Annotated in this window: 17 protein-coding genes; 10 read left to right on the top strand and 7 right to left on the bottom strand. The window is 44.0% G+C overall.

Going from position 1 to position 22,452, the window contains the following annotated elements:
- The first annotated feature begins 502 nt into the window (after window positions 1-502).
- On the top strand, window positions 503-1,684 hold the full coding sequence (gene lpxB / locus PseudUWO310_RS16800; protein ID WP_190316060.1) for a lipid-A-disaccharide synthase: 1,182 nt from the start codon (window positions 503-505) through the stop codon (window positions 1,682-1,684).
- Between the two features lie 143 nt (window positions 1,685-1,827).
- Here the strand turns inward: lpxB and ruvA are convergent, their stop codons facing one another.
- Entirely contained in the window at window positions 1,828-2,472 is a 645-nt protein-coding gene (gene ruvA, locus PseudUWO310_RS16805) for a Holliday junction branch migration protein RuvA (protein WP_142603306.1), read from the bottom strand.
- Window positions 2,469-3,518: a hypothetical protein gene (locus PseudUWO310_RS16810; RefSeq protein ID WP_142603308.1), complete on the bottom strand. Its 1,050-nt coding sequence runs from the start codon at window positions 3,516-3,518 to the stop codon at window positions 2,469-2,471. Before PseudUWO310_RS16810 ends, ruvA begins: the two co-directional genes overlap by 4 nt.
- A 545-nt stretch (window positions 3,519-4,063) precedes the next feature.
- On the opposite strand from PseudUWO310_RS16810, the gene PseudUWO310_RS16815 reads away from it, so the two are divergent.
- Complete coding sequence (locus tag PseudUWO310_RS16815) at window positions 4,064-4,996, top strand: NAD(+) kinase (RefSeq protein WP_142603310.1); 933 nt, start codon at window positions 4,064-4,066, stop codon at window positions 4,994-4,996.
- A 73-nt stretch (window positions 4,997-5,069) separates the two neighbouring features.
- Window positions 5,070-5,348 (top strand): hypothetical protein, encoded by a 279-nt coding sequence (locus PseudUWO310_RS16820; RefSeq protein ID WP_142603311.1) that lies wholly within the window; start codon window positions 5,070-5,072, stop codon window positions 5,346-5,348.
- 166 nt (window positions 5,349-5,514) lie between these two features.
- On the opposite strand, the gene PseudUWO310_RS16825 is transcribed toward PseudUWO310_RS16820, so the two are convergent.
- The gene (locus PseudUWO310_RS16825) at window positions 5,515-6,105 is read right to left on the bottom strand and encodes a DUF3177 family protein (protein WP_142603313.1); all 591 of its coding nucleotides are present in this window, start codon (window positions 6,103-6,105) and stop codon (window positions 5,515-5,517) included.
- A 793-nt stretch (window positions 6,106-6,898) separates the two neighbouring features.
- Here PseudUWO310_RS16825 and def point away from each other — a divergent pair.
- Together def and PseudUWO310_RS16835 are read left to right on the top strand one after the other, a co-directional pair.
- Complete coding sequence (def, locus tag PseudUWO310_RS16830; protein ID WP_142603315.1) at window positions 6,899-7,465, top strand: peptide deformylase; 567 nt, start codon at window positions 6,899-6,901, stop codon at window positions 7,463-7,465.
- Between the two features lie 187 nt (window positions 7,466-7,652).
- Entirely contained in the window at window positions 7,653-8,015 is a 363-nt protein-coding gene (locus PseudUWO310_RS16835; protein ID WP_142603318.1) for a cupin domain-containing protein, read from the top strand.
- Window position 8,016: 1 nt separating this feature from the next.
- Here the strand turns inward: PseudUWO310_RS16835 and PseudUWO310_RS16840 are convergent, their stop codons facing one another.
- Together PseudUWO310_RS16840 and PseudUWO310_RS16845 are read right to left on the bottom strand one after the other, a co-directional pair.
- A complete protein-coding gene (locus tag PseudUWO310_RS16840; RefSeq protein WP_142603321.1) occupies window positions 8,017-10,116 on the bottom strand; it encodes an FAD-dependent oxidoreductase in 2,100 nt (699 codons plus the stop codon).
- Window positions 10,116-10,304 carry a hypothetical protein gene (locus tag PseudUWO310_RS16845; RefSeq protein ID WP_142603323.1) on the bottom strand — a complete coding sequence of 63 codons (189 nt, stop codon included), beginning with the start codon at window positions 10,302-10,304 and terminating at the stop codon, window positions 10,116-10,118. Before PseudUWO310_RS16845 ends, PseudUWO310_RS16840 begins: the two co-directional genes overlap by 1 nt.
- 1,113 nt (window positions 10,305-11,417) lie before the next feature.
- On the opposite strand from PseudUWO310_RS16845, the gene PseudUWO310_RS16850 reads away from it, so the two are divergent.
- From PseudUWO310_RS16850 to PseudUWO310_RS16860, 3 genes are all read left to right on the top strand, one after another.
- Window positions 11,418-13,130: an MHYT domain-containing protein gene (locus PseudUWO310_RS16850; RefSeq protein ID WP_142603325.1), complete on the top strand. Its 1,713-nt coding sequence runs from the start codon at window positions 11,418-11,420 to the stop codon at window positions 13,128-13,130.
- A gap of 137 nt (window positions 13,131-13,267) precedes the next feature.
- The gene (locus tag PseudUWO310_RS16855) at window positions 13,268-13,903 is read left to right on the top strand and encodes a ribonuclease HII (RefSeq protein WP_142603326.1); all 636 of its coding nucleotides are present in this window, start codon (window positions 13,268-13,270) and stop codon (window positions 13,901-13,903) included.
- Between the two features lie 12 nt (window positions 13,904-13,915).
- Window positions 13,916-15,076, top strand: coding sequence for an exonuclease SbcCD subunit D (locus PseudUWO310_RS16860; RefSeq protein ID WP_142603328.1), 1,161 nt, complete (start codon window positions 13,916-13,918; stop codon window positions 15,074-15,076).
- A 267-nt stretch (window positions 15,077-15,343) separates the two neighbouring features.
- Here PseudUWO310_RS16860 and PseudUWO310_RS16865 read toward each other — a convergent pair whose 3' ends face one another.
- Window positions 15,344-16,240, bottom strand: a complete 897-nt coding sequence (locus tag PseudUWO310_RS16865; protein WP_142603330.1) for a Uma2 family endonuclease — start codon at window positions 16,238-16,240, stop codon at window positions 15,344-15,346.
- 72 nt (window positions 16,241-16,312) lie between these two features.
- Here PseudUWO310_RS16865 and PseudUWO310_RS16870 point away from each other — a divergent pair, with 72 nt between their 5' ends.
- Window positions 16,313-19,324: an AAA family ATPase gene (locus PseudUWO310_RS16870; protein WP_142603332.1), complete on the top strand. Its 3,012-nt coding sequence runs from the start codon at window positions 16,313-16,315 to the stop codon at window positions 19,322-19,324.
- 253 nt (window positions 19,325-19,577) lie between these two features.
- Here the strand turns inward: PseudUWO310_RS16870 and PseudUWO310_RS16875 are convergent, their stop codons facing one another.
- Complete coding sequence (locus PseudUWO310_RS16875; RefSeq protein WP_055077800.1) at window positions 19,578-20,867, bottom strand: glucose-1-phosphate adenylyltransferase; 1,290 nt, start codon at window positions 20,865-20,867, stop codon at window positions 19,578-19,580.
- A 297-nt stretch (window positions 20,868-21,164) separates the two neighbouring features.
- On the opposite strand from PseudUWO310_RS16875, the gene PseudUWO310_RS16880 reads away from it, so the two are divergent.
- Window positions 21,165-22,442, top strand: coding sequence for a thioredoxin family protein (locus PseudUWO310_RS16880; protein WP_223805718.1), 1,278 nt, complete (start codon window positions 21,165-21,167; stop codon window positions 22,440-22,442).
- The last annotated feature ends 10 nt before the right edge of the window (window positions 22,443-22,452 follow it).

The following is a 22,452-nucleotide window of genomic DNA, read 5'->3' on the forward strand; positions in this document are numbered from 1 at the left end:
CGATGATCTGACGTGCGGTGGCTGGTATTGCTTGTTCTATCAGGTCGGCGTTACCTTTGATAAAGTTAAAGGATTTCTGGAATTGCCGACGATAGCTCCGTTCTGATATTTGACTATATCGACTCAGATTCGTAAAGTTTACTTTCCCACACAATACCAATATTGTCGAAAACAACGTTATCAAAAACTTTTGTTGGGGTTTACTCAGTAGACTGGGTATTATGAAATTAATGCTATTCATTTGGTGCTGGTGTTCAATATCTGCACCTTATACGATGAATAGCTTTTTTTCTCTATTTTCTAAAAATGTCCGAAGTATTGAATTAAATATCAGCATGAAAACCTGTGACACAAGCACAGCTTGCGCCACGGTTTTTTAACTAAGCCAAGCCGCTTAACATTATTCAAAATGATTTGAGGGTTTTCTCTGTATGAGGCGCGGAAAACCCTAAAATCGTTTTTAATAGAACTCTATGGCACAAACTGCTCCTGTAAGTTAAGTATGGAATCTAGTTCGGAAATTAAGACAAAACGCCGCGTGTTTATCAGTACGGGGGAAGTATCGGGCGACTGGCATGGGGCAATTTTGATTAAAGCCTTGCGCGAACGGGCTGCCCTCAGAGGCATGGAGTTGGAAATTGTCGGACTTGGTGGCGATCGCATGGCTGCGACGGGTGTAAAGATATTAGGCAATACGGTTGGTATTGGCTCGATCGGCGCAGTTGAGGCGCTACCCTATATTTTGCCCACGCTACAGGTGCAACGGGATGCTAAAAAATGGCTCAAAACCTCTCCTCCCGATGTAGCCGTATTAATCGATTACATGATGCCCAATCAGGGAATTGGCTACTATGCTAAACGCACATTGAAGATTCCTGTGATCTATTACATTGCCCCTCAAGAATGGGTATGGTCTTTTGATGACAAAAATACTAAAGCGATCGCGGCTTTTACCGATAAATTATTAGCCATTTTTCCCCAAGAGGCTATTTACTACGAGAAACAGGGAACAAATGTGCAGTGGGTGGGGCATCCCTTTGTCGATCTCATGGCACTGGTGCCCGATCGCGTTGCGGCTCGTCAGCATTTGGGCATCGCCGATGATGATTTAGTCGTGACGCTCCTCCCCGCATCCCGCACCCAAGAACTGCGATCGGTAATGCCGATTATTCTTGAAGCGGCAAAAATCATCCAAACCAAATTACCCCATGTCAAATTTTGGTTGCCTCTATCCCTAGAACGCTATCGCCTCGATGTGGAAAAGCTCCTCAAGAAATACGACCTTCAGGCTACGATTATTTCGGATCAATCGCAAATTGCCATCAGTGCCTCAGATTTAGTATTGAGTAAATCTGGTACGGTAAATCTGGAAACAGCATTGCTGAATGTGCCGCAAGTAATTCTCTATCGGGTCAGTGCGATTACCGCTTGGATCGCTCGCTATATTGTGAAATTACAGTTACCATTTATTTCCCCTGTCAATTTGGTAAACATGGAATCGGTAGTTCCTGAGTTCGTTCAGAATGATGCGATTCCCTCGGCGATCGCTGAAGCCGGTCTAGAACTATTAGTAAATTCTCAATCAAGGCAAACCATGCTGGATGGATATGCCAGAGTGAGAGAAAGTCTAGGAGAAAAGGGAGCGATTAACCGAGTAGCGGATTCAATTCTTGATTATCTATAGCAACATAATACCAAAGCGCAAAAGTAAAAGCCTTGCTACGCAAGGCTTTTACTTTTGGGGCTTTGAGAAAGGGTTTGCTACGCAAACCCTTTCTCAAAGCCCGTTTCAAATTATCCCGAATTCACATTAAACAATGCCCCGTTTTACCGAGACAACCAAGCGATCGCCTCTTTAATCCATGCCTCAATATCCTGAGTTTTCGCCAGAACTGGTAACCCCACGATCGCATTGAGGGCATTGCTAATTTCCGTAGGCGTATAACCGAGAGCTAGTAACGTCATTTCTAATTCTTCTTGTAGCGCCACACTTAAGATGCTACCTAGCGATCGCGTAGTGCCAACCTGAGCCAATCGCCCATCGGCAAGCTTTGTTTTTAGTTCTAAAGCAAGCCTCTCAGCAGTTTTAGTCCCCACCCCGGGAGTTAAGCTCAAAACTCGCGTATTGCCCGAAATGATCGCCTTAACCAGATCTTGAATTCCGAGACTATTTAATAAAGCCAAACCAACTTGAGTGCCAATCCCTGAAACACTAATTAATTGGCGAAACAATTCGCGTTCAGCGAGAGTCGGAAATCCAAACAAGACCATTTGATCTTCACGGACAATCAAATGGGTAAATACCTGTGTCTCTTCGCCCACAGGTGGCAACCTACCCGCAGCACTAGCCGTAATCTGCATATCGTAGCCCACCCCTTGCACATCAAGGGTAAGCCAATAGGAAGGCGTATTTTTTCGAGAACTCTCTGCGGCTTTACAAGCTGCGATCGCACCACGGAGAAACCCAATCATCGGCGTGGCAATGGTGGGAACTGGGGCAGTTGCACGGCTGCTAGGGAAGTCACAGCTTTACGGCTAGAATTGGCGATCGCGAGCTGTTCAGAATCCTGCATTTCTGGATTCACAAGATTATTGGGATTGCCATACAAAGCTTGAATAAACCTTGGCGTTGCCACAGTAGAAACGACCGAGGTATTAGTCAAGGCAGAGGACGAAGCAAGCGATGCGTCACCAATATTATTTCGATCTAGTCCAGATTGTGAAGCAGTTTGAGACTCGACCCGCCAACTAGCCGTCCTTGTCTCTTTAGGCTCTGAGACTTGAACAGCGTGTAATGCAGGCAAATTCGGAGCAATAGGCGATCCCTGAGAGGCTTTGTGAGGTCTAACAATTAGGGGGGAAATGGGCTGACTCTTGGGAGGCAGGGATGATAATGACGAAGATCGATCAATGGTTTCCGACTCGACTACCGAGTCAATTTCTTGAGAGGCATCTAGCGCAATTGGCTGAGGCGCGGGTACGATTTTGACGACATTTTGTAATGCCGAATCACCGATCGCTTCAACTGGAGAAATTTTTTCATCAGCAAGCTTGGCAACCGACCAAGACTCAAGGGCAGAGAGTGCCATGTCGTTAGGAGCAGGTGTCGAGGTGTCGAGGCAGCGTTCGAGAGCCGCTTTTAGTTGTGAAGTATGGTGTTGTTGGCGCTTGAGGCGATCGCGCAGCTCGTCGCAATTTATGTGGGCATCCTGTAGCTCGCGTTCGAGTTGGTCAATCCGCGATTGAAGGGTTTGGGTCAGGGTTTCTTGCCTTTGGATCACTAACTGCGACAGTTGCAACTGCTCTTGCGCCTGCCGAAGCAAAACCTGCGCTTGCTGACTGCGCTCATTGCAAAACTGGAGCTCCTGCTCTAAAACCTGTCTTGGCAAAGCATTAAACAGAGTGGTTGGCTCACCCAGTACATTGGAAGATACGCTTTGAAGCGGGGTTTGCGGTTCTGGAATCGATGGATTAATGCTCGCCTGTGATGATGAATCGCCAAATCCTGCCTGACTCATGACTTACCCTTCACACCAAGAATTTTATCTAATATCAAATTTTATCTCAAAAATTTGTTTTTTGTATCATTAATTTTCATAACAGGAGGAAACATCATGACAATTACGACAATTACGACAATAAAAAAGACAAATTATGTATTTAATACGTATTAAGTAGCTAATAAGTGGCTAAGCATAAGTAAACTTAAAACCTAGAAGAGCGTACCGCCCGCTACGCGGGCGGTACGCTCTCTGGTTTTAGTTTTTAATTAGGCTTAATTGCTTATTGCCATCATGTTTTCATTCCTATGATTTTGGGAATATATAGCTGCCACCAGTCTTGTTAGAACAAAATTAAATCCTAAAGAGGGTTGCCGCGCAGAGCGCGGCAACCCTCTTTGGGGTTTTATGTCCTGATACAGTTGGCGGTAGCTATAGACATGAAAATAGGCATGGAAATAGGCATGATAAAGTCAATAATTGTTAGTGCAGAGCGAAGCCCAACAACCCCAATTATTGACGGGAACCACTGCTAACCATTCACCCCAATTTGAGGGCAAATCGTGAAGATTAGTAAAGCAATCATTGCCTATAAGTCAGGTAGTCAAATTGGCAAAGCATGGGCCGAACGATGTAGTAAAGAGTTAGAGGAACTTGGAGTCAAGGTATTAATTGGACCTACAGGAGCCAGTGATAATCCCTATCCTGTATTCCTCGAATCCATGCACCAAGAAATCGATCTTGCTGTTGTCCTTGGAGGAGATGGCGCAACTTTGGGGGCTGCGCGATATTTGGCGAGTCTGGGAGTCCCAATTCTGGCTATTAATGTCGGTGGACATTTAGGCTTTCTCACCCATTCCATTGAGGAATGCGAAAATACTGGTGAAATTTGGCGGCGATTGCTGTCCGATCTCTTTGCGATCGAGCGAAGGATGATGCTACAGGCAAGGGTGATTACAGTAGATGAGGGCTTAGGCGGAAAATTTGGTCAGCCTTGCGGACCTTTCTTATGCCTCAATGAGATGTGCGTGAAACCTGCTTCTCTCGATCGCATGGTTACGGCATCCCTAGAATTGGAAATTGCTGGCGAAGTGGTCGATCAATACCATGGTGATGGACTAATTGTCGCTACTCCCACGGGTTCGACTTCCTATACAGTGGCGGCAAATGGTCCCATTGTGCATCCAGGAATGCACGCGATCGCTATTACACCGATCTGTCCGTTGAGTTTATCGAGCAGGGCGATCGTAATTCCACCGAAACTAACGGTGAGTATTTGGCCGCTTTCGACCGATGACTTTAGTTTAAAACTATGGACTGATGGAGTTATCGCCACATCCATTTTTCCTGGACAGAGAGTTGACATCCAGATGTCGGAGCATCAGGCTCAATTTGTCGTCTTGCGCGAAGAATATTCCTACTATCAGGCTTTACGCCAAAAGCTTCTATGGACGGGGGCAAGGGTTCGCTACTCTAATCCCTATCGATCGCAATAAACAATAAAGCCTTGCAATGAAATTTGTCCGTATTAGTCGATATGTCGATATTAATTTTTAATGAAGTCGATTTATGAATGAACATCATGCAATTATCGAGCATATTAGTATTTTGTTGGCTGAGACTACAGATAGAGAATCAGTTATCAAATTTCTGAGGTTAGATGGTTATTCAAAACTTAAATCAATTGAAATTTTTAGAATTGCTTTAGATATCCCATTTTATGATGCGTACGACATCATTTGCAATAGTCAAACATGGAGTGATGTAAAAGAGTTTGATGAGAAGCTTATAAATTCATTCTGTGATTTGCTGGAAGAGATGGCTATGGAAAAAATCAAAGAAACTTAGAAAAATCGAAACCCAAAGCACCAATTTCACTAGGATATATACCTTATAACAACTAGTTTTTATGCCTTAATTCCAGTGATTAAATGCATCTGTCCCTACTTAGAAGAAAAAGGCGACGCTTCGCATCGCCTTTTTCTTCTTCGGTTAAGCTCAACAATAGCAATAACTAGTCACGAAATGCGATTCGACCAGTTTTAGGTAAGCTAAACGCGAGAAAGAAAAATAGATATAAGACATACACAATCCCCCCCACTGCGCCGATAAATGCCAAATTCTCAACAGGCACACCATTGTGAAATAAATTACTAAAGCTTAGGGGAGGTTCAAACCAGATTGGACAAATATCACCAATTTGCTCGATCTTCACAAAGGCACAGTTAGAAAACAATAGGCGAAACACAGCACTCAGTAAGCAATAAATAGTGGTTGCCCAACGCCATCCTAAATAAATAGATTTGAGACCGTTACGGGAAGCTGCAATATCTTCGTTCAAATCTTGCCAAAACCAAAGGGCAAGAACGATTAAAAGCGCTGCTACAATACCTGAGATAAAAGATATGCCTAAACTACCGATCGCTAAATAAATAGTAATCAGTACCAGACTTGCGACACGCCAGTATAAAAGCAGCGATCGCTTGATGGCTTCATTGCCACCTCGAAAAGCCCAGATCGACATACCAAAGGGAATCAGGGCAATAAATACCAGAGCTAAGCGATAGTCTAGCCATACAAGTTGACGAATAAGGGTTGCATCCATAAAGGCAAAAAATTCTGACCAGATCTTCCAACTTATGTTACTATACTAACTTGCAATAAATAATCTCAATCCAGAGCTTGGTTGAACCGCTCTTCTTTGAAAGAAGCGAATAAAGCATCGCTACAAAAAATTGCAACAAAAATAGCGAGACCTAAACTTGTTAGTTCAAATCTCGCATCAAATGGGCTTAACGAAACATCTATGTTGCTGTTTTTAGCTTCTCAAAGAAGCAACTTTTTTACATCGGCTAAATAGCTTATCTAGTCGCATTATCTGCTTGTGGCTAATTAGCCAAGACCCAAAATATAAGTGGCGGTGCTTCGCACCGCCACTTATATTTTGGGTCTTGGTTTGCCCTCACTATCTCTTATAGCTACCGCCAACTGTATCAGGACATAAAACCCCAAAGAGAGTTGCCGCGCGGAGCACGGCAACTCTCTTTGGGGTTTTGATTTTATCCTAACAAAACTGGCGGCAGCTATATAACAAAATTAAGAAATGGCTACGCCATTTCTTAATTTGAAAACCCTTACTAGGTTTAGTTTTTAATTAACGAAACTGTGACAACGCTTTTGTGAATTGGTATGACGTTGCCATAGCACGAAGAAGTTAATGTAAGTAGCTAGGCATAAGTAAACTTAAAACCTAGAAGAGCGTACTGCCCGCTACGCGGGCGGTACGCTCTCTGGTTTTGGTTTTTAATTATGGCTAGCTACTTAAAAGGAGCATTGGAGTAAATTGTGGCAAAATATGAATAGTTCACTACAAGCTTATATTTACAAGCTGACTGACAATGTCTGCAATTTCTATCAAAGTTCCCAAACAAAAACTCAAGAATCCTCCACTACAAGTCCATACCCTAGGCGATCGCGTATTGCGTCAACCTGCAAAACGTATTAGCAAAGTAAACGACGAAATTCGTCAGACTATTGTCGAGATGCTCCAAACAATGTACAGCAATGACGGTATCGGTCTTGCTGCACCACAGGTCGGAATTAACAAGCAATTGCTCGTCATCGATATCGAACTTAAAGACGAAAGCAAGCCTGCCCTCGTGATGATTAATCCCGAAATCAAGTCTTCGGGTGGTGATTTGATTACTGGCGAAGAGGGATGTCTGAGTATTCCTGAAGTATTTCTCGATGTTGTGCGCCCCGATCGCGTTGAAGTATCCTATCGTGATGAAGACGGTAGACCGAAGCATATGATTGCGGAGGGATTGCTTGCGAGGGTAATTCAGCATGAAATGGATCATCTTAATGGCGTTTTATTTGTCGATCGCGTCAAGAATCCGATCGCGCTAAACAAGGAATTAAGTGCCCATGGGTTTGCAACAAAGGATGTTCAAGCAATCAAATAAAAAACAAATAGAAAGAAGGTGGCAAAGCCACCTTTTTTCTATTTGTTTTTTAGCCTAGTTCTAAGTAGCTAGGTACAATTAAATAGAAAACCCCAATAGCTGTAGCGCACGCTGCGCGTGCGCTACAGCTATTGGGGTTTTAATTAAGCCCCGCCACTTATTTATATTGTTTTATATTGCTCCAATTATGCTGATCCAAAAATTATTAGATTGCCCAGAATTTATTGCGGGTGATTCGACGATATTGCGTGAATTATTGCATCCAGACAAACAGTATATTAACCTGCGCTATAGCCTTGCCCATGCAATTTTGCCTGTGGGTGAGACTTCGCAACCGCATTCTTTAACTACTTCTGAAGTCTATTACATTCTTAGTGGTAGAGGCGAGATGCATATTGATGATGATGTTCGCGAGATTGAATCTGGCGATGCTCTGTATATTCCTCCCAATGCGAAGCAGTTCCTGAAAAATATTGGGGATGAGCCCATAGTATTTATTTGTATTGTCGATCCCGCTTGGCGACAAGAGGATGAAACCATTTACGATTGAGTTACCAAATTTTCCAGTCATTCCAATTAAGATTGAAAATAGAAGTATCGGGAAAAGCGATCGGATTATTATTCTGGGTGAGTATTTGCTGCAATTTGGCAAGTTGGGGATTTACCCTCGGCAAATCTTCGATTATTTGATAGGGCAAAATTCCTTCTGAGAGAGCAAAAGAGGCGGTAGTTCCTGCGGCGGCTCCCACAGACCATTCGTAGGAATGAACGCGGTAGCCTGCGGCAACAATGTAGCTATAGGCGATATTTTTGCCCGATACGATCAGATTGTCGATTTTTTGAGGAATTAGCGATCGCAGAGGAATCTGTCCTGGAAAAGCAGCACCATGACCATTGCGAACACCCAATCGCTCGGTATTACCAGCCTTTTCAACGGGATATTCACTCAAACAAGGATGAAAATCCAGATAGTATTGGGCAATGCCGATCGCATCGGGATAAATCGTCGAACGTGTCCGCCGAGTAATGCGATCGGGATCGGTATTGTTTTTGATAACACTGGTCGCCTCCAATCCTGAGAGAGCTTTCCATAAATTGCGATAGTCTTCCTGTGAGAGCTGCTGGCGATAGATTTCATCTCTAAAATCAACTTGAGATACATCAATCTCAGACATGCTAAATCCGTCAGGATAGCCATAGGAAGGACGACCAATAATCCGCCGCGATTCCCTGATATATGGATACTTAGATAGACCATGCAAGGTTCCCATGGGTGAGTCCAGCCCAGTCAATAGGCGGTGATTAGGAAAAGGCTTTTTCCATGCATTCTTCTGTTGGGAGTCGGTAGTGCCCGCTACTAACCAGTAGTAGAAACCTAGTGCAATTTCTTCACCACTCTGGAGGGTTTCTTTGCGCAGTCCCCCCATCCATCCATTCGGGGCTAACTGTCCAGATTGCTGTAATTGCTCTCTAGAATAGATGAGATTATCTTTATCAGTGCCCGGACGATAATCGTTGCCCCATACCCAATTCTGCATAGAGATATCTCCTGCTTTCATTGAGGAAACGCCAAAGGCATTTTTTTTAGGATTATCCGTTTCCGCATTCCAGATGCGGCGATAGGTAAAGATAGAATCGAAGTTAGCAAGATTGGGCTTTGGATCGGAGCCGTAATAGGGCGCGTAGCGCTCGTAAAAACTAGGTTTCTCCTGTGGTTGGGCCTCTGGAGTTTGCTCCATCGCAAAGGTATAGGTAAACCCTTGGGTGCAGTAAGCATCATTTTCGGTGACGGGCGAGGAGGGATTGAGGGGCGATCGCGGATCGATACCCAAGCGGTAGGGGACATCGGCTAACGCGATGATTTCGCCTGTCTCCGTGGAGTCAATTACAAACCAATTGGTTGGTCGCTTTAATTGCTGTGACTGGGGCTTAGTTAAGGGAATAAACCGAATTACTTGTTTTTGCAATCTTGGCGAATTTTCGTAACGATAGGCCTCTTCAATAATTTGTGAAAGCGGTTCGGAATTTAGCGGCGGCGTATTAGGAGCGGGACTATGCTGAATGGCGATCGCACCGTCGATCTCTTTCCCATCGGTACTCATTTCCAGTTTTTTGACAACGGTATTGGGAAACCACTTCAGTTTGCCATTGCCCTTTTGCGCAGCCTCCTGCAACATTCCCATTAATATCTGCTGCGCCGTATTGGGAATAAAACAGGATACGCTCACCCAGCATTCACCCGCATTTAATTTTCCATAGTTCTGTTCAATCCGCTTGCGGAATTCTATATAGCCTTGGGGAAAGAACCAGAGATTGCGTTGTTTTTTAGCTTCATCTAGGGCGGAAGTGCCTTGGGAGGTGATTTGTCCGCCAATCCAGTCGGTAATCTCGGTGACGCAAACTGTACGACCAGCTAGCAGCGCTTCGTAGGCGGTTGCCGTACCCGCCAACCCACCACCCACCACCAAGATTTCGCATTCTTCGCTGCGTTCGGGATTGCTAGTCAGGGGCTTTTGGGCGATCGCGAGATCGTTGCTTGCGGTTCCTAAGCAGATGGTAAAAGAGATGGCGGCGATAGCAAACCGAACGGGAATATCAATAATGTTTTGAATATTTTGCAAATTTTGAATATTTGGCAATGAGTTTGGCATTAATTTACATTTCCATAACTAATTGCGCCAGTATATAGGTATATATAGAAAGAGAAAAGCGAAATGGCGATCGCGATCGTCCATAACCATCTTCGAGAATTTAACGATCTCTGGGCTAATTCCTTGGTCAGTAATTGTGCAATTACTTTACCAAGATAGCCTCCTACTAAAGAACCATAAATCGGCATTTGTATAAATTGCCTATACCAATTAGAAGGGGCATTTGTCCCTTGAGTACAATTCCACAAAGTGCCCAAAATCCCTGTAAAAATCAAAGACCCGCATAATACTCCTATACATAGCCATGGGGAATTACTGTGAAACTTAAAGGATCTATAAACGATGAAGTTAACTATTATAAGCAAACAAAATATGAGTAGTAACCCGATCAATAGATTGACAAAAATAGATAGAACAGCAAAACCAAACATAACTAATATGCCTTGTAAATAGCTAAGCATAATTAAAAACCAAAACCAGAGATCGTACCGCCCGCGTAGCGGGCGGTACGATCTTCTAGGTGTTAATTGTACTTATGTTTAGATATTTATTAAAAACTAAGATCGAGCTAAAAAATCTCAAAAATATCTCATAAAGCTGTCCTAAATCATTTACAGCAATTTTCGATCAAAAGAACCACAAGAGACTTTTTGTAAGGGTTGCTTCGCAACCCTTACAAAAAGTCTCTTGGCTTGGATTTGAGCGCGAAGCGCTGCATGAAAGAAATAGGGCTTCGACTTCGCTCAACCATCGGTATACCGATGGTTGAGCGAAGTCGAAGCCTCTCACAACTCATTTAGAATTGCTATAAGTACCTCAGCGTAATTAAAATCTAGAGCTAAAACCTGCGGCGCACGCTGCACGTACGCCGCAGGTTTTAGGGTTTTATATTTAATTATGTCCACTTACTTAAAGACTTTTGGTTATAACTTATTTAGGATTTCTATAGGTCAATTATTTTTAAGCGATCATCTACTAATTTAAAGATAAATTTAAAGATAAATTTAAAGATAAAATAATTCCAGCTAATTTCACCAAAGTTTTTTAGCTATTAACTCAACCAGACGAATTGAGAATTGATATAAAATATAACTTCTGGGACTAGCTAAGCGTAATTAAATGCCAAAACCCAAAGCCCTTAACCCATGAGCAGTATACGCCAAAGGTTTTAGCTTTGTTTGTTTAAAGATGCCCAGTTACTTGCCTATTTCTTTTTAGAATTATCTGCGAAATTTATCTCCAAAATTCAACTTTTTTATCATCTTAAATTTTGATAAGAAACATTTTTTATTGCAAATTTTATGATTTATACCTTGACGACTGGCTATAACTTACAACTAGTTACAATTTCGATCCTAGTTGCAATATTAGCGTCCTATACAGCGCTCGATTTGTCTGAGCGAGTGAATGCAGCTCAAGGGCAAGCACAAATCGGTTGGTTGATTTGCGGTGCTGCCACCATGGGGATTGGGATTTGGTCTATGCACTTTATCGGGATGTTGGCTTTGCGCCTACCGATCGCAATTCACTACAATTTCTGGATGGTTTTAGCTTCTATTTTGCCAGCGGTGATGGCTTCTGGATTGGCTCTTTTTGTGATGAGTCGTCCCTTCGCTTGGCTTCCCCTATTAGGAGGAAGTTTTTTAATGGGAAGTGGTATTGCTTCAATGCATTATCTGGGAATGGCAGCAATGCATATTCCTGCTTCCATTACCTATGATTTACAAGTTGCGACCTTTTCCGTTGCAATTGCGATCGCTATTTCCTTCATTGCTTTATTGATCGTTTTTCGGCTCAGGGAAGATCGCTCCCTAAACCATTTTCGCCACAAGATTTTAAGTGCGATCGTCATGGGTGCAGCAATTCCGACGATGCATTACACGGGGTTAGCGGCGGCTTCTTTTACTTCAAGGACGGATATGGAGCGATCGATGCTAGTTAACTCTGAAAATTCAGCCTTGCTGGCTGCCACTGTGAGCATTGGCACTCTGATCGTTTTGGGAGGAGCCCTATTGACATCCTTTTTCGACCGTCGTCTCCTCGCATCACAGGAAAGCGAACGCCAAACACAGGCTCAAGCCCAGCAACTACGCGAATCCGAGGCTCATCTCAGACAACAGACTCAAGAATTGCAAGCAACAATGCAAGTTTTGAACCAGACTCAAGCCCAATTGGTGCAGAGTGAGAAGATGTCTGTCTTGGGTCAATTAGTGGCAGGTATCGCCCATGAAATTAATAATCCCGTTAACTTTATCCACGGTAATCTTCCCCACGTTCAGAATTATGCTCGTGACTTACTCAGGTTGCTCGCCCTATATCAGCAGCAATATCCCGACTCGAGTACAGAAATCCAATCCTTAGCCGCTGAAATCGATCTAGATTTTTTACAAAAGGATCTGATCAAAACGATCGACTCGATGAAGGTGGGAACCGATCGCATTCGCCAGATCGTGCTGTCATTGCGGAACTTCTCTCGAATTGATGAATCGGATTGTAAGGCGGCCGATATTCATGAGGGGCTAGATAATACGATTATGATTTTACAGCATCGCCTTAAGGCTAAAAAAGACCGTCCTGAAATCGCCATAATCAGGGAATACGATTACAACTTGCCCCTAGTTGAGTGTTATCCAGGACAGCTCAATCAAGTGTTTATGAATATTTTAACCAATGCGATCGATGCCTTAGAAGAACAGCATCATAAGCAATCTAATCACCCGACCAAGGGAGACAGCGATCGCCAAGGTCAAATTACAATTCGGACATCGACTATCGATTCGCGTTGGGTGCAAATCGATATTGCCGATAATGGTTCGGGCATTCCCGAAGCAATTCAACCGAAGATTTTCGATCCCTTTTTTACAACTAAACCCGCAGGCAAAGGAACGGGGATGGGGATGTCTATTAGCTATCAGATCGTGAAAGCCAAGCATCACGGGGAAATAACTTGTATGTCTACCCCCGACTTAGGCACGGAATTTGCGATTAAAATCCCTATTTGTGGCGATCGCTAGCTTGAGTTTGTGTCCTGTGTTAAATCCTGACTAGATATTTTGCTCTTATGACGTTCTTATTGCGTTCTTATGACGTTCTCATTGCGTTCTTATTACGTTCTAAGATATTCGGTAGAGCATAATTTAATTGAAATCCTGTGGAAAAAGAACAGATCCGATCGCTAGAGATTGCCAATCATCCCGTAGCAGGGGTAGATGAGGTGGGGCGGGGAGCCTTGTTTGGGGAAGTAGTGGCGGCGGCGGTAATTTTACCGATCACCCAATTAGCGAATTTAGAAAATCTCGGTGTGACTGACAGCAAAAAATTGTCACCACAAAAGCGCGAAAAACTGGATCTGCTGATTCGCGAAGTTGCGATCGCCTGTACCATTGGCACTGCGTCCGTGGTCGAAATTGATCGCATGAATATTCTGGGGGCAAGTTTGCTAGCCATGGAAAGGGCGATCGCTCAGTTACAACCACAACCCGATCACTGCTTGATCGATGGCAATCAACTTTTACGCTTTAAATTGATTCCACCCCTTGCTCAAACTACTGTAATTAAAGGTGATTCTCTATCCATATCGATTGCGGCAGCGAGCATCGTCGCCAAGGTATGGCGCGATCGCAAAATGATTGAACTTGCCGATAGCTATCCAGATTATGATCTGGCGACCAATAAGGGCTATGGTACGGCTAAACATCGACAGGCGATCGCCAACCTTGGGTACAGCGATCTGCATCGAAAAACCTTTAAAATTAAAGAGATCGGTGAAAAAGACCAATTTGTTTGAGAAATTAAGACTATGCGTTTAATTCATACCTCTGATTGGCATTTGGGCAGGAAATTAAAAGGAGTAGATCGCACTCCTGAGATCGAATTTGCTCTAAACGAAATTCTGGACTATGCCCAAGCGTATGAAGTGGATGCGGTGATCATCTCAGGTGATATTTTTGATGTGCCGAATCCCACAACCGATGCTGAGCGAGTTGCCTATGAATTTTTCTATAAGCTCAATCGCTTGAGCATTCCTTCGGTAGCGATCGCAGGAAATCATGATTCCGCCAATCGGATCGATAGCCTCGCCCATTTGCTATCCCTCGCAGGGGTGAGAGCCTTAGGCAAACCGAGATTGGCAGAAGATGGGGGATTAGTAAACCTTGAAACCGCCAGTGGCAAACTATGCGTTGCAGCCATGCCCTTTGCCTCGGAAAGAAGATTATTAACATCCGATGATATATGGAATTTAGATGCTTTCCAGCAGAGGGCTGACTATAAGACTACGGTTACTTCTATTCTTCAAGATCTGGCAACAGGCTTTAAAAGCGATGCCGTTAATGTCATGATGGCGCATATGACCATTGAGGGAGCGAAGTTTGCAGGTTCAGAAGCCGCTTTCTATAGCGGAGATATTTACAGTCTTGCAGGACAATCTATTCCCTCAGAATCTCAGTATGTCGGCTTAGGGCATATTCATCGACCACAACAAATTCCCAATGCTGCGCCAACCTACTATGCAGGATCGGTAATTCAAGTAGACTTTGGCGAAGTTGGCGAAGAAAAAGGGTTTAATGTCATCGAAGTCGAAACAGGACGACCTGCCAAGGTGCAATTTCAGCCCCTTACTTGTCAAAAGCCTCTCAAAAAAGTGGAATGTCATATCGATCTTTTAGACGAGCAGCTAGAAATCCATCGCGACTATGGGGGCTATCTCAAATTTGCGATCGCCGTTGATACGCCGCCCATAGGACTGGCTGATCGGGTGCGGAAGGCATGTCCTCAAGCCGTAATGGTGGAACCCAAATTAATCGTGAATGAATTGGCGAAGTTACCAGATCCCCAAGACTACGATCGCTTCGATCCGATTGCCGAGTTTCAAAATTTTTATCGCGATCGGGAAAAGAACTTGTCACCTGATGTGATTGAAGCTTTCAAAAGTTTGTATATGGAATTTAGTGATAAGTAGCTAAGAGATCTTAAAGCCTGTAGTGCAAGCACAGCTTGCACTACAGGCTTTATCTCTGTTTTTTTACAGCGCTTTACACTCAAATCCAAACCATGAAATTTTTTACAAGTGTTGCAAAGCAACACTTGTAAAAAATTTCATGGAGTTCTTGGGTCTAGAAAACTTATACCAAATCACAAAATGGCTACGCCATTTTGTGATTTTAAAACCCTTGCTGGGTTTGGTTTTTAATTCCCAAAAGTGTAGTCACACTTTTGGGAATTGGTATTACTGGTTGGCTAAAAGTTGGCGTAATCGCAGAATTTCCTGTTCGGCAAGATCGGCTCTTTGCTTTTCGGCTTCAGCCCTTTGCCTTTCGGCTTCAGCCTTTTGCCTTTCAGCTTCAGCCCTTTGCTTTTCGGCTTCAACTTTTTGCTTTTCGGCTTCTAGCAATAATCGCTCTTCAGCAATTTTTTCCGATCCCCATAGCAGCAGGTGCTCGTCGGCACTCCACCAGCGCAGCCAATGGAAGGTTTGATCGAGTCTTGTGCCGTACCAAGTTCCTAGGTATAGGTCTAGGGATTCAAGGAAATAACGACCATTTTCATTCAGGGGTTGGAGCTCGTATTTACCCGAAGGGCTAAGTTTACGGATTTCTAAGCGTCCGTCTTCAGGATCGAAAATCACATAGATGGGAACTTGCAGTATTTGCTCGTAGAAGTACATCTTGCCGTAGGGATGGGTAGGTCGGGTGGAATATTCTCCCGTTTCCTCCTCAGAGAGAAACTCCATCACGATCGCAGGAACTACACCATCAATATGGGGACTATAGCTGCGACGAATCACATTTTTGCCCACAGGATTTACCTGCGGCACGTAAAACCAATCGGGGGCTTTGACGATGGTTCTTTGGTTGATTCTCACTACGAGAGCCATATTCGAGGCAACGATCGTCTCAGCAGCAATGTGCTGTGCGATTTCTAAGCTTTCATTGAGCGCAGCGGCAAGGAGTGGTTGAGCAATACTTTCCACAGGATCGTCAGGTAATACAAAATTGGCAGGTAACTTTTCCCAGACTATATCGGGTTTGGCTTTGGCTTTGGCGATCGCCTCTAGCACTTCAGGCTGGACTGAATGAGCTGTAGTCGGGATAGTGGGTGGCGGCGTTACACTTACTGGAGTCATTGGTAGTTTCGCTAAATGACTAATTAGTTATTATGATTATAAGTAGTTCCGCATTAACTGTGCGTTTTACCTATGCGTCCCATTGAATTAATTGTCGAAGGATTTACTAGTTTTCGTTCCCGTCAAGTTTTAGATTTTTCTAGCCTTGATTTATTTGCGATTACGGGGGCGACTGGAGCAGGAAAGACCTCTTTATTAGACGCGATTACTTTTGCTCTCTACGATAAGGTGGCGCAAAAGCCCAACTCCTCAAGGGAATTAGTTAGCCAAGGCGCAGCGCAGTTAAAAGTTGAATTTCGATTTCTGATGCGCCAGACCGAATATCGAGCTGTACGGACTTGGCGAAACCGTGGCAAAACTGATGTTAAGAATTTTCTATTAGAGCAGTTAATTAATGAAGAATGGGACAGATGTCCGACTCAAAAAATAGAAGAAATCCTTGGGATGGATTTTGAAACCTTTACCCGTGTGATTATTTTGCCTCAGGGACAGTTTGATGAGTTTCTCAAAGGTGAAGCTAACAAGCGGCGAGAGATCTTGCGACAGTTGGCAGGATTTCAGATTTTTGAGCAAATGCGGAAGGAGGCAAGCGATCGCACCAGCCGTTTTAAAGCTGAACGAGAAGGCTTAGAGAAAGTATTGGCAGGAATGCAAGCCCCCACGCTTGAAGAGGTACGGGAGCGTCAATCGGAATTAGAACAGTTGGAAATAGGCATTCCTGAATTGGACGCAAAGGTAAGCAATGGGCGCAAGTTATTAGAATCAGAACAAAGACTATTCGAGCAAATTCAACAATATTGCACTATTTCCAAGCATTTAGAGCAATTACAGCAAAATGCTAATACCATTAAAGTCCGAGAAGCTCAACTGCGGAATGCCCAATTAGCGAACTCGATTGTCGGAACTTGGACGCTATTTCAAACTGCGAATAAGCGAGCGGACATTACTCTCATTGAATTAACCACAGCAAATCAAAATCTATCCAAGGCAAAGTTAGATCTCGAACAGCAAAAGGAGAACTATGAACAGTTTCGCAATAATCACCTTGAGGCTCAAAAACAAATCGAAGCTCAAGAACGCAATCTCGCCCTAGCCGAGTCGCTTTACATTCAACAGCAGCAAGCCGAAGCCGAACTGGAGCGGGCTAAGCAAAATATGGCGGAGCGATCGCAGGTGCTTAAACAATCAAGGCAAGGTTTAACGCAAGCCGAACGAGAATTTCACGATACCGAGCGTCAATTACAAAAAATAGAAACAGAGATTAGCAATGGCGATCGCGATTCCCTCCGCCTCACTAGCCTCCGACAAATTGCTGAGCCTTTAGCTGAGTGGCAACTGCGCCAAGATAATTTGGGCAAACAACAGCAAAAGTTACAATTGTTGCAAGGGGAAAACCATAAACTGACCCAGCAATTGGAGAGAATACATCAAGCGATCGCTAATGCCGATCACGAGTTGCAAGCTGTTAGCGATCGCTTGTCAACTGCTGAAGCCTCAAACCTAGAAGCCTTACAAAGCAATCATATCAATGCTTTACGTGCTGAACTCCACGATGGCGACCAATGTCCCGTATGTAATAATCTCTTCAGGCTCGAAGATGTCATCGAACGCCATGAAATGGAACTAATTGACACGACTGCGGCGATCGCTCAGAAGGATCTCGCGGAAAGACAACTAGTAAAACTCAATGAAGATCGCGTCAAAGTTACGACGAGTTTAGAATCTTTGCACCAGCAGCAACGGGAGCAAGAACGGGAAATTACGGAATTAGAAGTGCAGATTCGGCAAGTCCAATCGCAGATTGACCATCTATTCCCAACCCCATGGCAAGCTGCCGATATTCTGCGTGAGCGCCAAGCACTCGAAAACAAAGAAACTACCTATCAAAAACTCATCACCGCACAAACAGAAATCGCGATCGCGCATCAAACTAATGAGAACAACCTGAAGGCACTTCGAGCAACCCAGCAATTAGCCCAGTCTGAATATAATAAAGCCGAACTAGAGCGATCGCTGAGACAGTCTCAATTACAGGAAATTCAACAACGCTTACAGGCACTCACGCATGGGCAGAGTTATACAGCGCTGCAACAGTTGGTTTTACAGTCAAAGCGAGAACTAAGCGATCGCTTACAAACTATCGAAACCTCCTACCAGCAGGCGCGGGAAAGCTTTGCCAAACGGGAAGAAACAGCGACTAAAGCCCAAGAAAATTACCATAGCGTCATCTCCGAGCGATCGCAGCATGAAATAACTTGGCAAACAGAATTAAAATCCATTAATTTGTCGGAGTCAGAATTTCTTGCCGCTCAAGCTACGCGATCGCAGATAGAAGCATGGCAAAAAGAGATCGACAACTATCAACGTCAACAGCAAGACTTAACAACGCGTGGGCAAATTTTGGCAGAGACGATCGGCGATCGACATACTGACGAACAGGCGATCGGCACACAAAGCAAAGCCCTGCAACAACTAGAACTTGAATTAAAAGAGGCGAGCGAACATCGTGCTTCACTCAAAGCATGGCTCGAACAGGCTCAGCACAAACGTCAAGAATCCCAAGAATTGGAAACCCGTAAAATTTCTCTACAGGCTCAAGAGCAAACTTTCTACACGCTCGCCCAAGATCTCAAATCCGATAAATTCCAAGAATATATTCTCGATAGCCTCCAACAGGAACTTGCTAACCGTGCTTCGATCCTGTTACAACAGCTTTCGGATAATCGCTATATTCTCCAGATCGAAAGCGGTGATTATTGGGTATCTGACAACTGGAATGGTGGAGAAAAACGTCGCATTCGGACTCTTTCAGGGGGAGAAACCTTTGCAGCTTCTCTTGCGATGGCTCTCGCCCTATCCGAAAAACTATCCATGGGCATCGAACTGGGCAGCCTATTTTTAGATGAAGGTTTTGGCACTCTCGACAGTGAAACCCTCGAAAGCGTTACGCAAATTCTCGAATCCCTTCGCCAACAGGAACGCTTAATCGGTGTCATTACCCATATTCAATCCCTTGCCGATCGCTTGCCTACTCAGATCCACGTTCGCAAATCGCCCAATGGTTCCGAATTGGTAATGATCTAGCAATATCCCGATCGCCTGTTATACCAATTCCCAAAAGTGTGGCTACAATTTTGGGAATTGAAAACCAAACCCAGTAAGGGTTTTAAAATCACAAAATGGCTACGCCATTTTGTGATTTGGTATTATACGAAAACCTGTAAAGTTGCGCCCCGTAGGGGCGCAACTTTACAGGTTTTCGTAATTTATTTTGCGCAAGCACTCATATCACAAAAAAGAGGTGTCACAAAAGTGACACTTCTTTTTTTATGATTTTTTAGATAATGGTGTTGTCAGGTATAACCGCATTCTTAACGACTACGACTATGCCGTTACAAATGCAATAGCCAAGATCTTCACGATTGACATCTTGAACGCGATCTTTGTTGATGATTTGCACATTTTTACCAATACGCGCATTCTTATCAATGATCGCATGACGGATTACGGTATTTTCACCAATGCCCATAGGGACTCTATGGTTCTCAAGATCTGACTTCCGTTCATCTTCGGGCTGATAGAAATCACAACCCATTAATAGAGTATCTTCGATCGTACAATTAGCATCGATATGCATCCGAATGCCGACGACGGAGTTAGTGACGGTCGCTTGGTAAAGCATACAGCCTTCACCAATGATCGAATCTTTGACTTTGCAGTCATGGACTTTGCTAGGAGGCAAATAACGAGCGCGAGTGTAGATCGGCTTTTTGGTTTCGTAGAAATTAAAGCCCGTCGCAGGATGACGAGTCAATTCTAGATTCGCTTGATAGAAGGACTCGATGGTTCCAATATCTTCCCAATATCCCTTATAGAGATAAGCTTGAACGTTCAACTTATGAATGGCATCGGGAATGATTTCTTTACCAAAATCAGTATGCTCAGGATTTTCGCTGAGCAGTTTTAGCATGGCTTGCTTGTTAAAAACGTAGATGCCCATCGATGCTATGAAGGGATTAGCGATCGCCTCGGCCGCATCTAGTCCCAGCTTAGTTGTATCAACACGCATCCCATCTAGGGCTTCGCCTTTAGGCTTTTCTAGGAAGTTAATCACCTTACCATCGCTGTCGGTTTTTAACAGCCCAAATGCTGATGCTTTTTTCTGATCGACGGGTAATACTGATAGGGTGATGTCAGCACCAGTTTCACGGTGGTGTTGGACAAACTTCTCATAGTCCATGTTATATAAATGATCGCCCGATAAGATCAAATACTCACTGACATTCCAAGACTCTAGAAGCCATGCGTAGCGACGAACGGCATCGGCAGTACCTTGGAACCAGTCTGGGCTATCGGGTGTCTGTTGGGCGGCTAAAATCTCCACAAAGCCATCAGAATAGGAAGCGGGACGATAGGCTTGATTGACATGCCGATTAAGTGATGCCGAGTTAAACTGAGTCAGGATATAAATTTTTTCAATACCTGAGTTAATACAGTTACTTACGGGGATATCGATTAATCGATATTTACCTGCTACGGGGACTGCGGGTTTAGCGCGTGTCTTGGTGAGGGGATATAGTCGGCTTCCCTGTCCGCCGCCCAGAATGATAGCCAGTACGTTTTTCATAAATTATTCGGATTATCTTGGCTTTTTTATTTGCATATTTTTTCTGAATGCAAACATTGTCTATCTTTGCGGGGATCGTTGCAAGTAATGTAAGAACAGAAATTCGTAAAGTTATCGAAGTGTTGACGATCGCTCAAGCTTGGAGATAAATTTAGTGGCAGGGGAAACCGCTGGAACAAAATAACCAAGTTGCGAGTCTCCTAGGGCTAAGGTTAAAACTGTTTAATTTAGGGAAGTTTTATGGTGCTTGTGAGAAAAACTCTAGCTAACCCATGTTTTGCGTTACTAAGTACAATCGTGAGCGCGAGTACGATCGCGATCGCTACGATCTCCACACCGCAGCCCGCTAGGGCTGAACAACTAACTCTGGAAAATCTCGTCCAACAGGCTGCTTCTAAAGACCCCGCCACAGCACAGGAAGCGATCGCCAAATTACGCGATTTTAAGAACGTCGGTGTTGATGCATTTTGGAAGACTTACCAAAGCGAACTACCAAATAATCCCCAATTACGCGCAAGTTTAGATGCCATTTGCCAACAAAAAGACTGCGATGCCTCAAGGCTGTATTGGTATAAGGATTTAGAAACCGCTAAAGCTGCATCCAAGGAAACTGGTAAACCCATTTTGTCTTTGCGGTTGTTGGGCAATCTAAATGATGAGCTTAGTTGCGCGAACAGTCGTTTTTTTCGTACTGCACTTTATCCTAATGCGGCGGTATCCCAATTACTGCGCGATCGCTTCATTTTACATTGGCAATCTGAGCGCCCCGTTCCTAAGGTAACCATTGATTTTGGCGATGGGCGGAAATTAGAACAGACCCTCACAGGCAACAGCATTCACTATATTTTGGATAGCGAAGGTCGCCCGATTGATGCAGTTCCAGGACTATATAGCCCTCAAGTCTTTATCACAAATCTCAAGAGTGCGGAGTCGGTATTTCAATCATTGCGGGGGACTAACGGCGATCTCGACCTTCGCCGCGAAATTTTAACTAAGTACCATCGCGATCGCTATGCCAAACTCGCAGAAAATTGGCAAGCCGATCTCACAAGGTTACGGTTACCGTTACAGCCATTGCTGCCATTGACTGTTACCGATCCTAAGGCTAGTGCCATGCTAGCGAGTCGTTTGACAATAGGTAAAGCTATGGTTGAATTGCCGACTTTGAGTCGTACTAATGGCGAGCCTCTAGCTGAATTTACCACCACTTCACAATTCTCGAAACTAAGCGATGAAAATTGGGCGAGACTGGCAAGACTTTATCAAAACCGAGTCTACCTAGATCGAGGCAGCCTCAATATCATGCAGCGCAAATTATCGCCGACTGCCTCCATGCCAACGGTAGTAAGCAGTTTTGAACGCGCGATCGCTCAGGATACGGTTCGTAATGAATATGTATTTCACGCCCAGATCCATAACTGGTTTGCCAATGGCGAATTTATGGATAGCGATCCCGCCGTATTTGTAGCGCTCAATCGCCGAGTTTACGATCAGCTCTTCCTGACACCAGCTAGTGATCCTTGGTTGGGCTTGGTAAATGAAAATGTATATTCAGGAATTAGTAAAGTTAATTAGGTATAGCTGC

Origin of the sequence: Pseudanabaena sp. UWO310 (assembly GCF_006861605.1) — a bacterium.
In the GTDB taxonomy this organism is placed as follows: domain Bacteria; phylum Cyanobacteriota; class Cyanobacteriia; order Pseudanabaenales; family Pseudanabaenaceae; genus Pseudanabaena.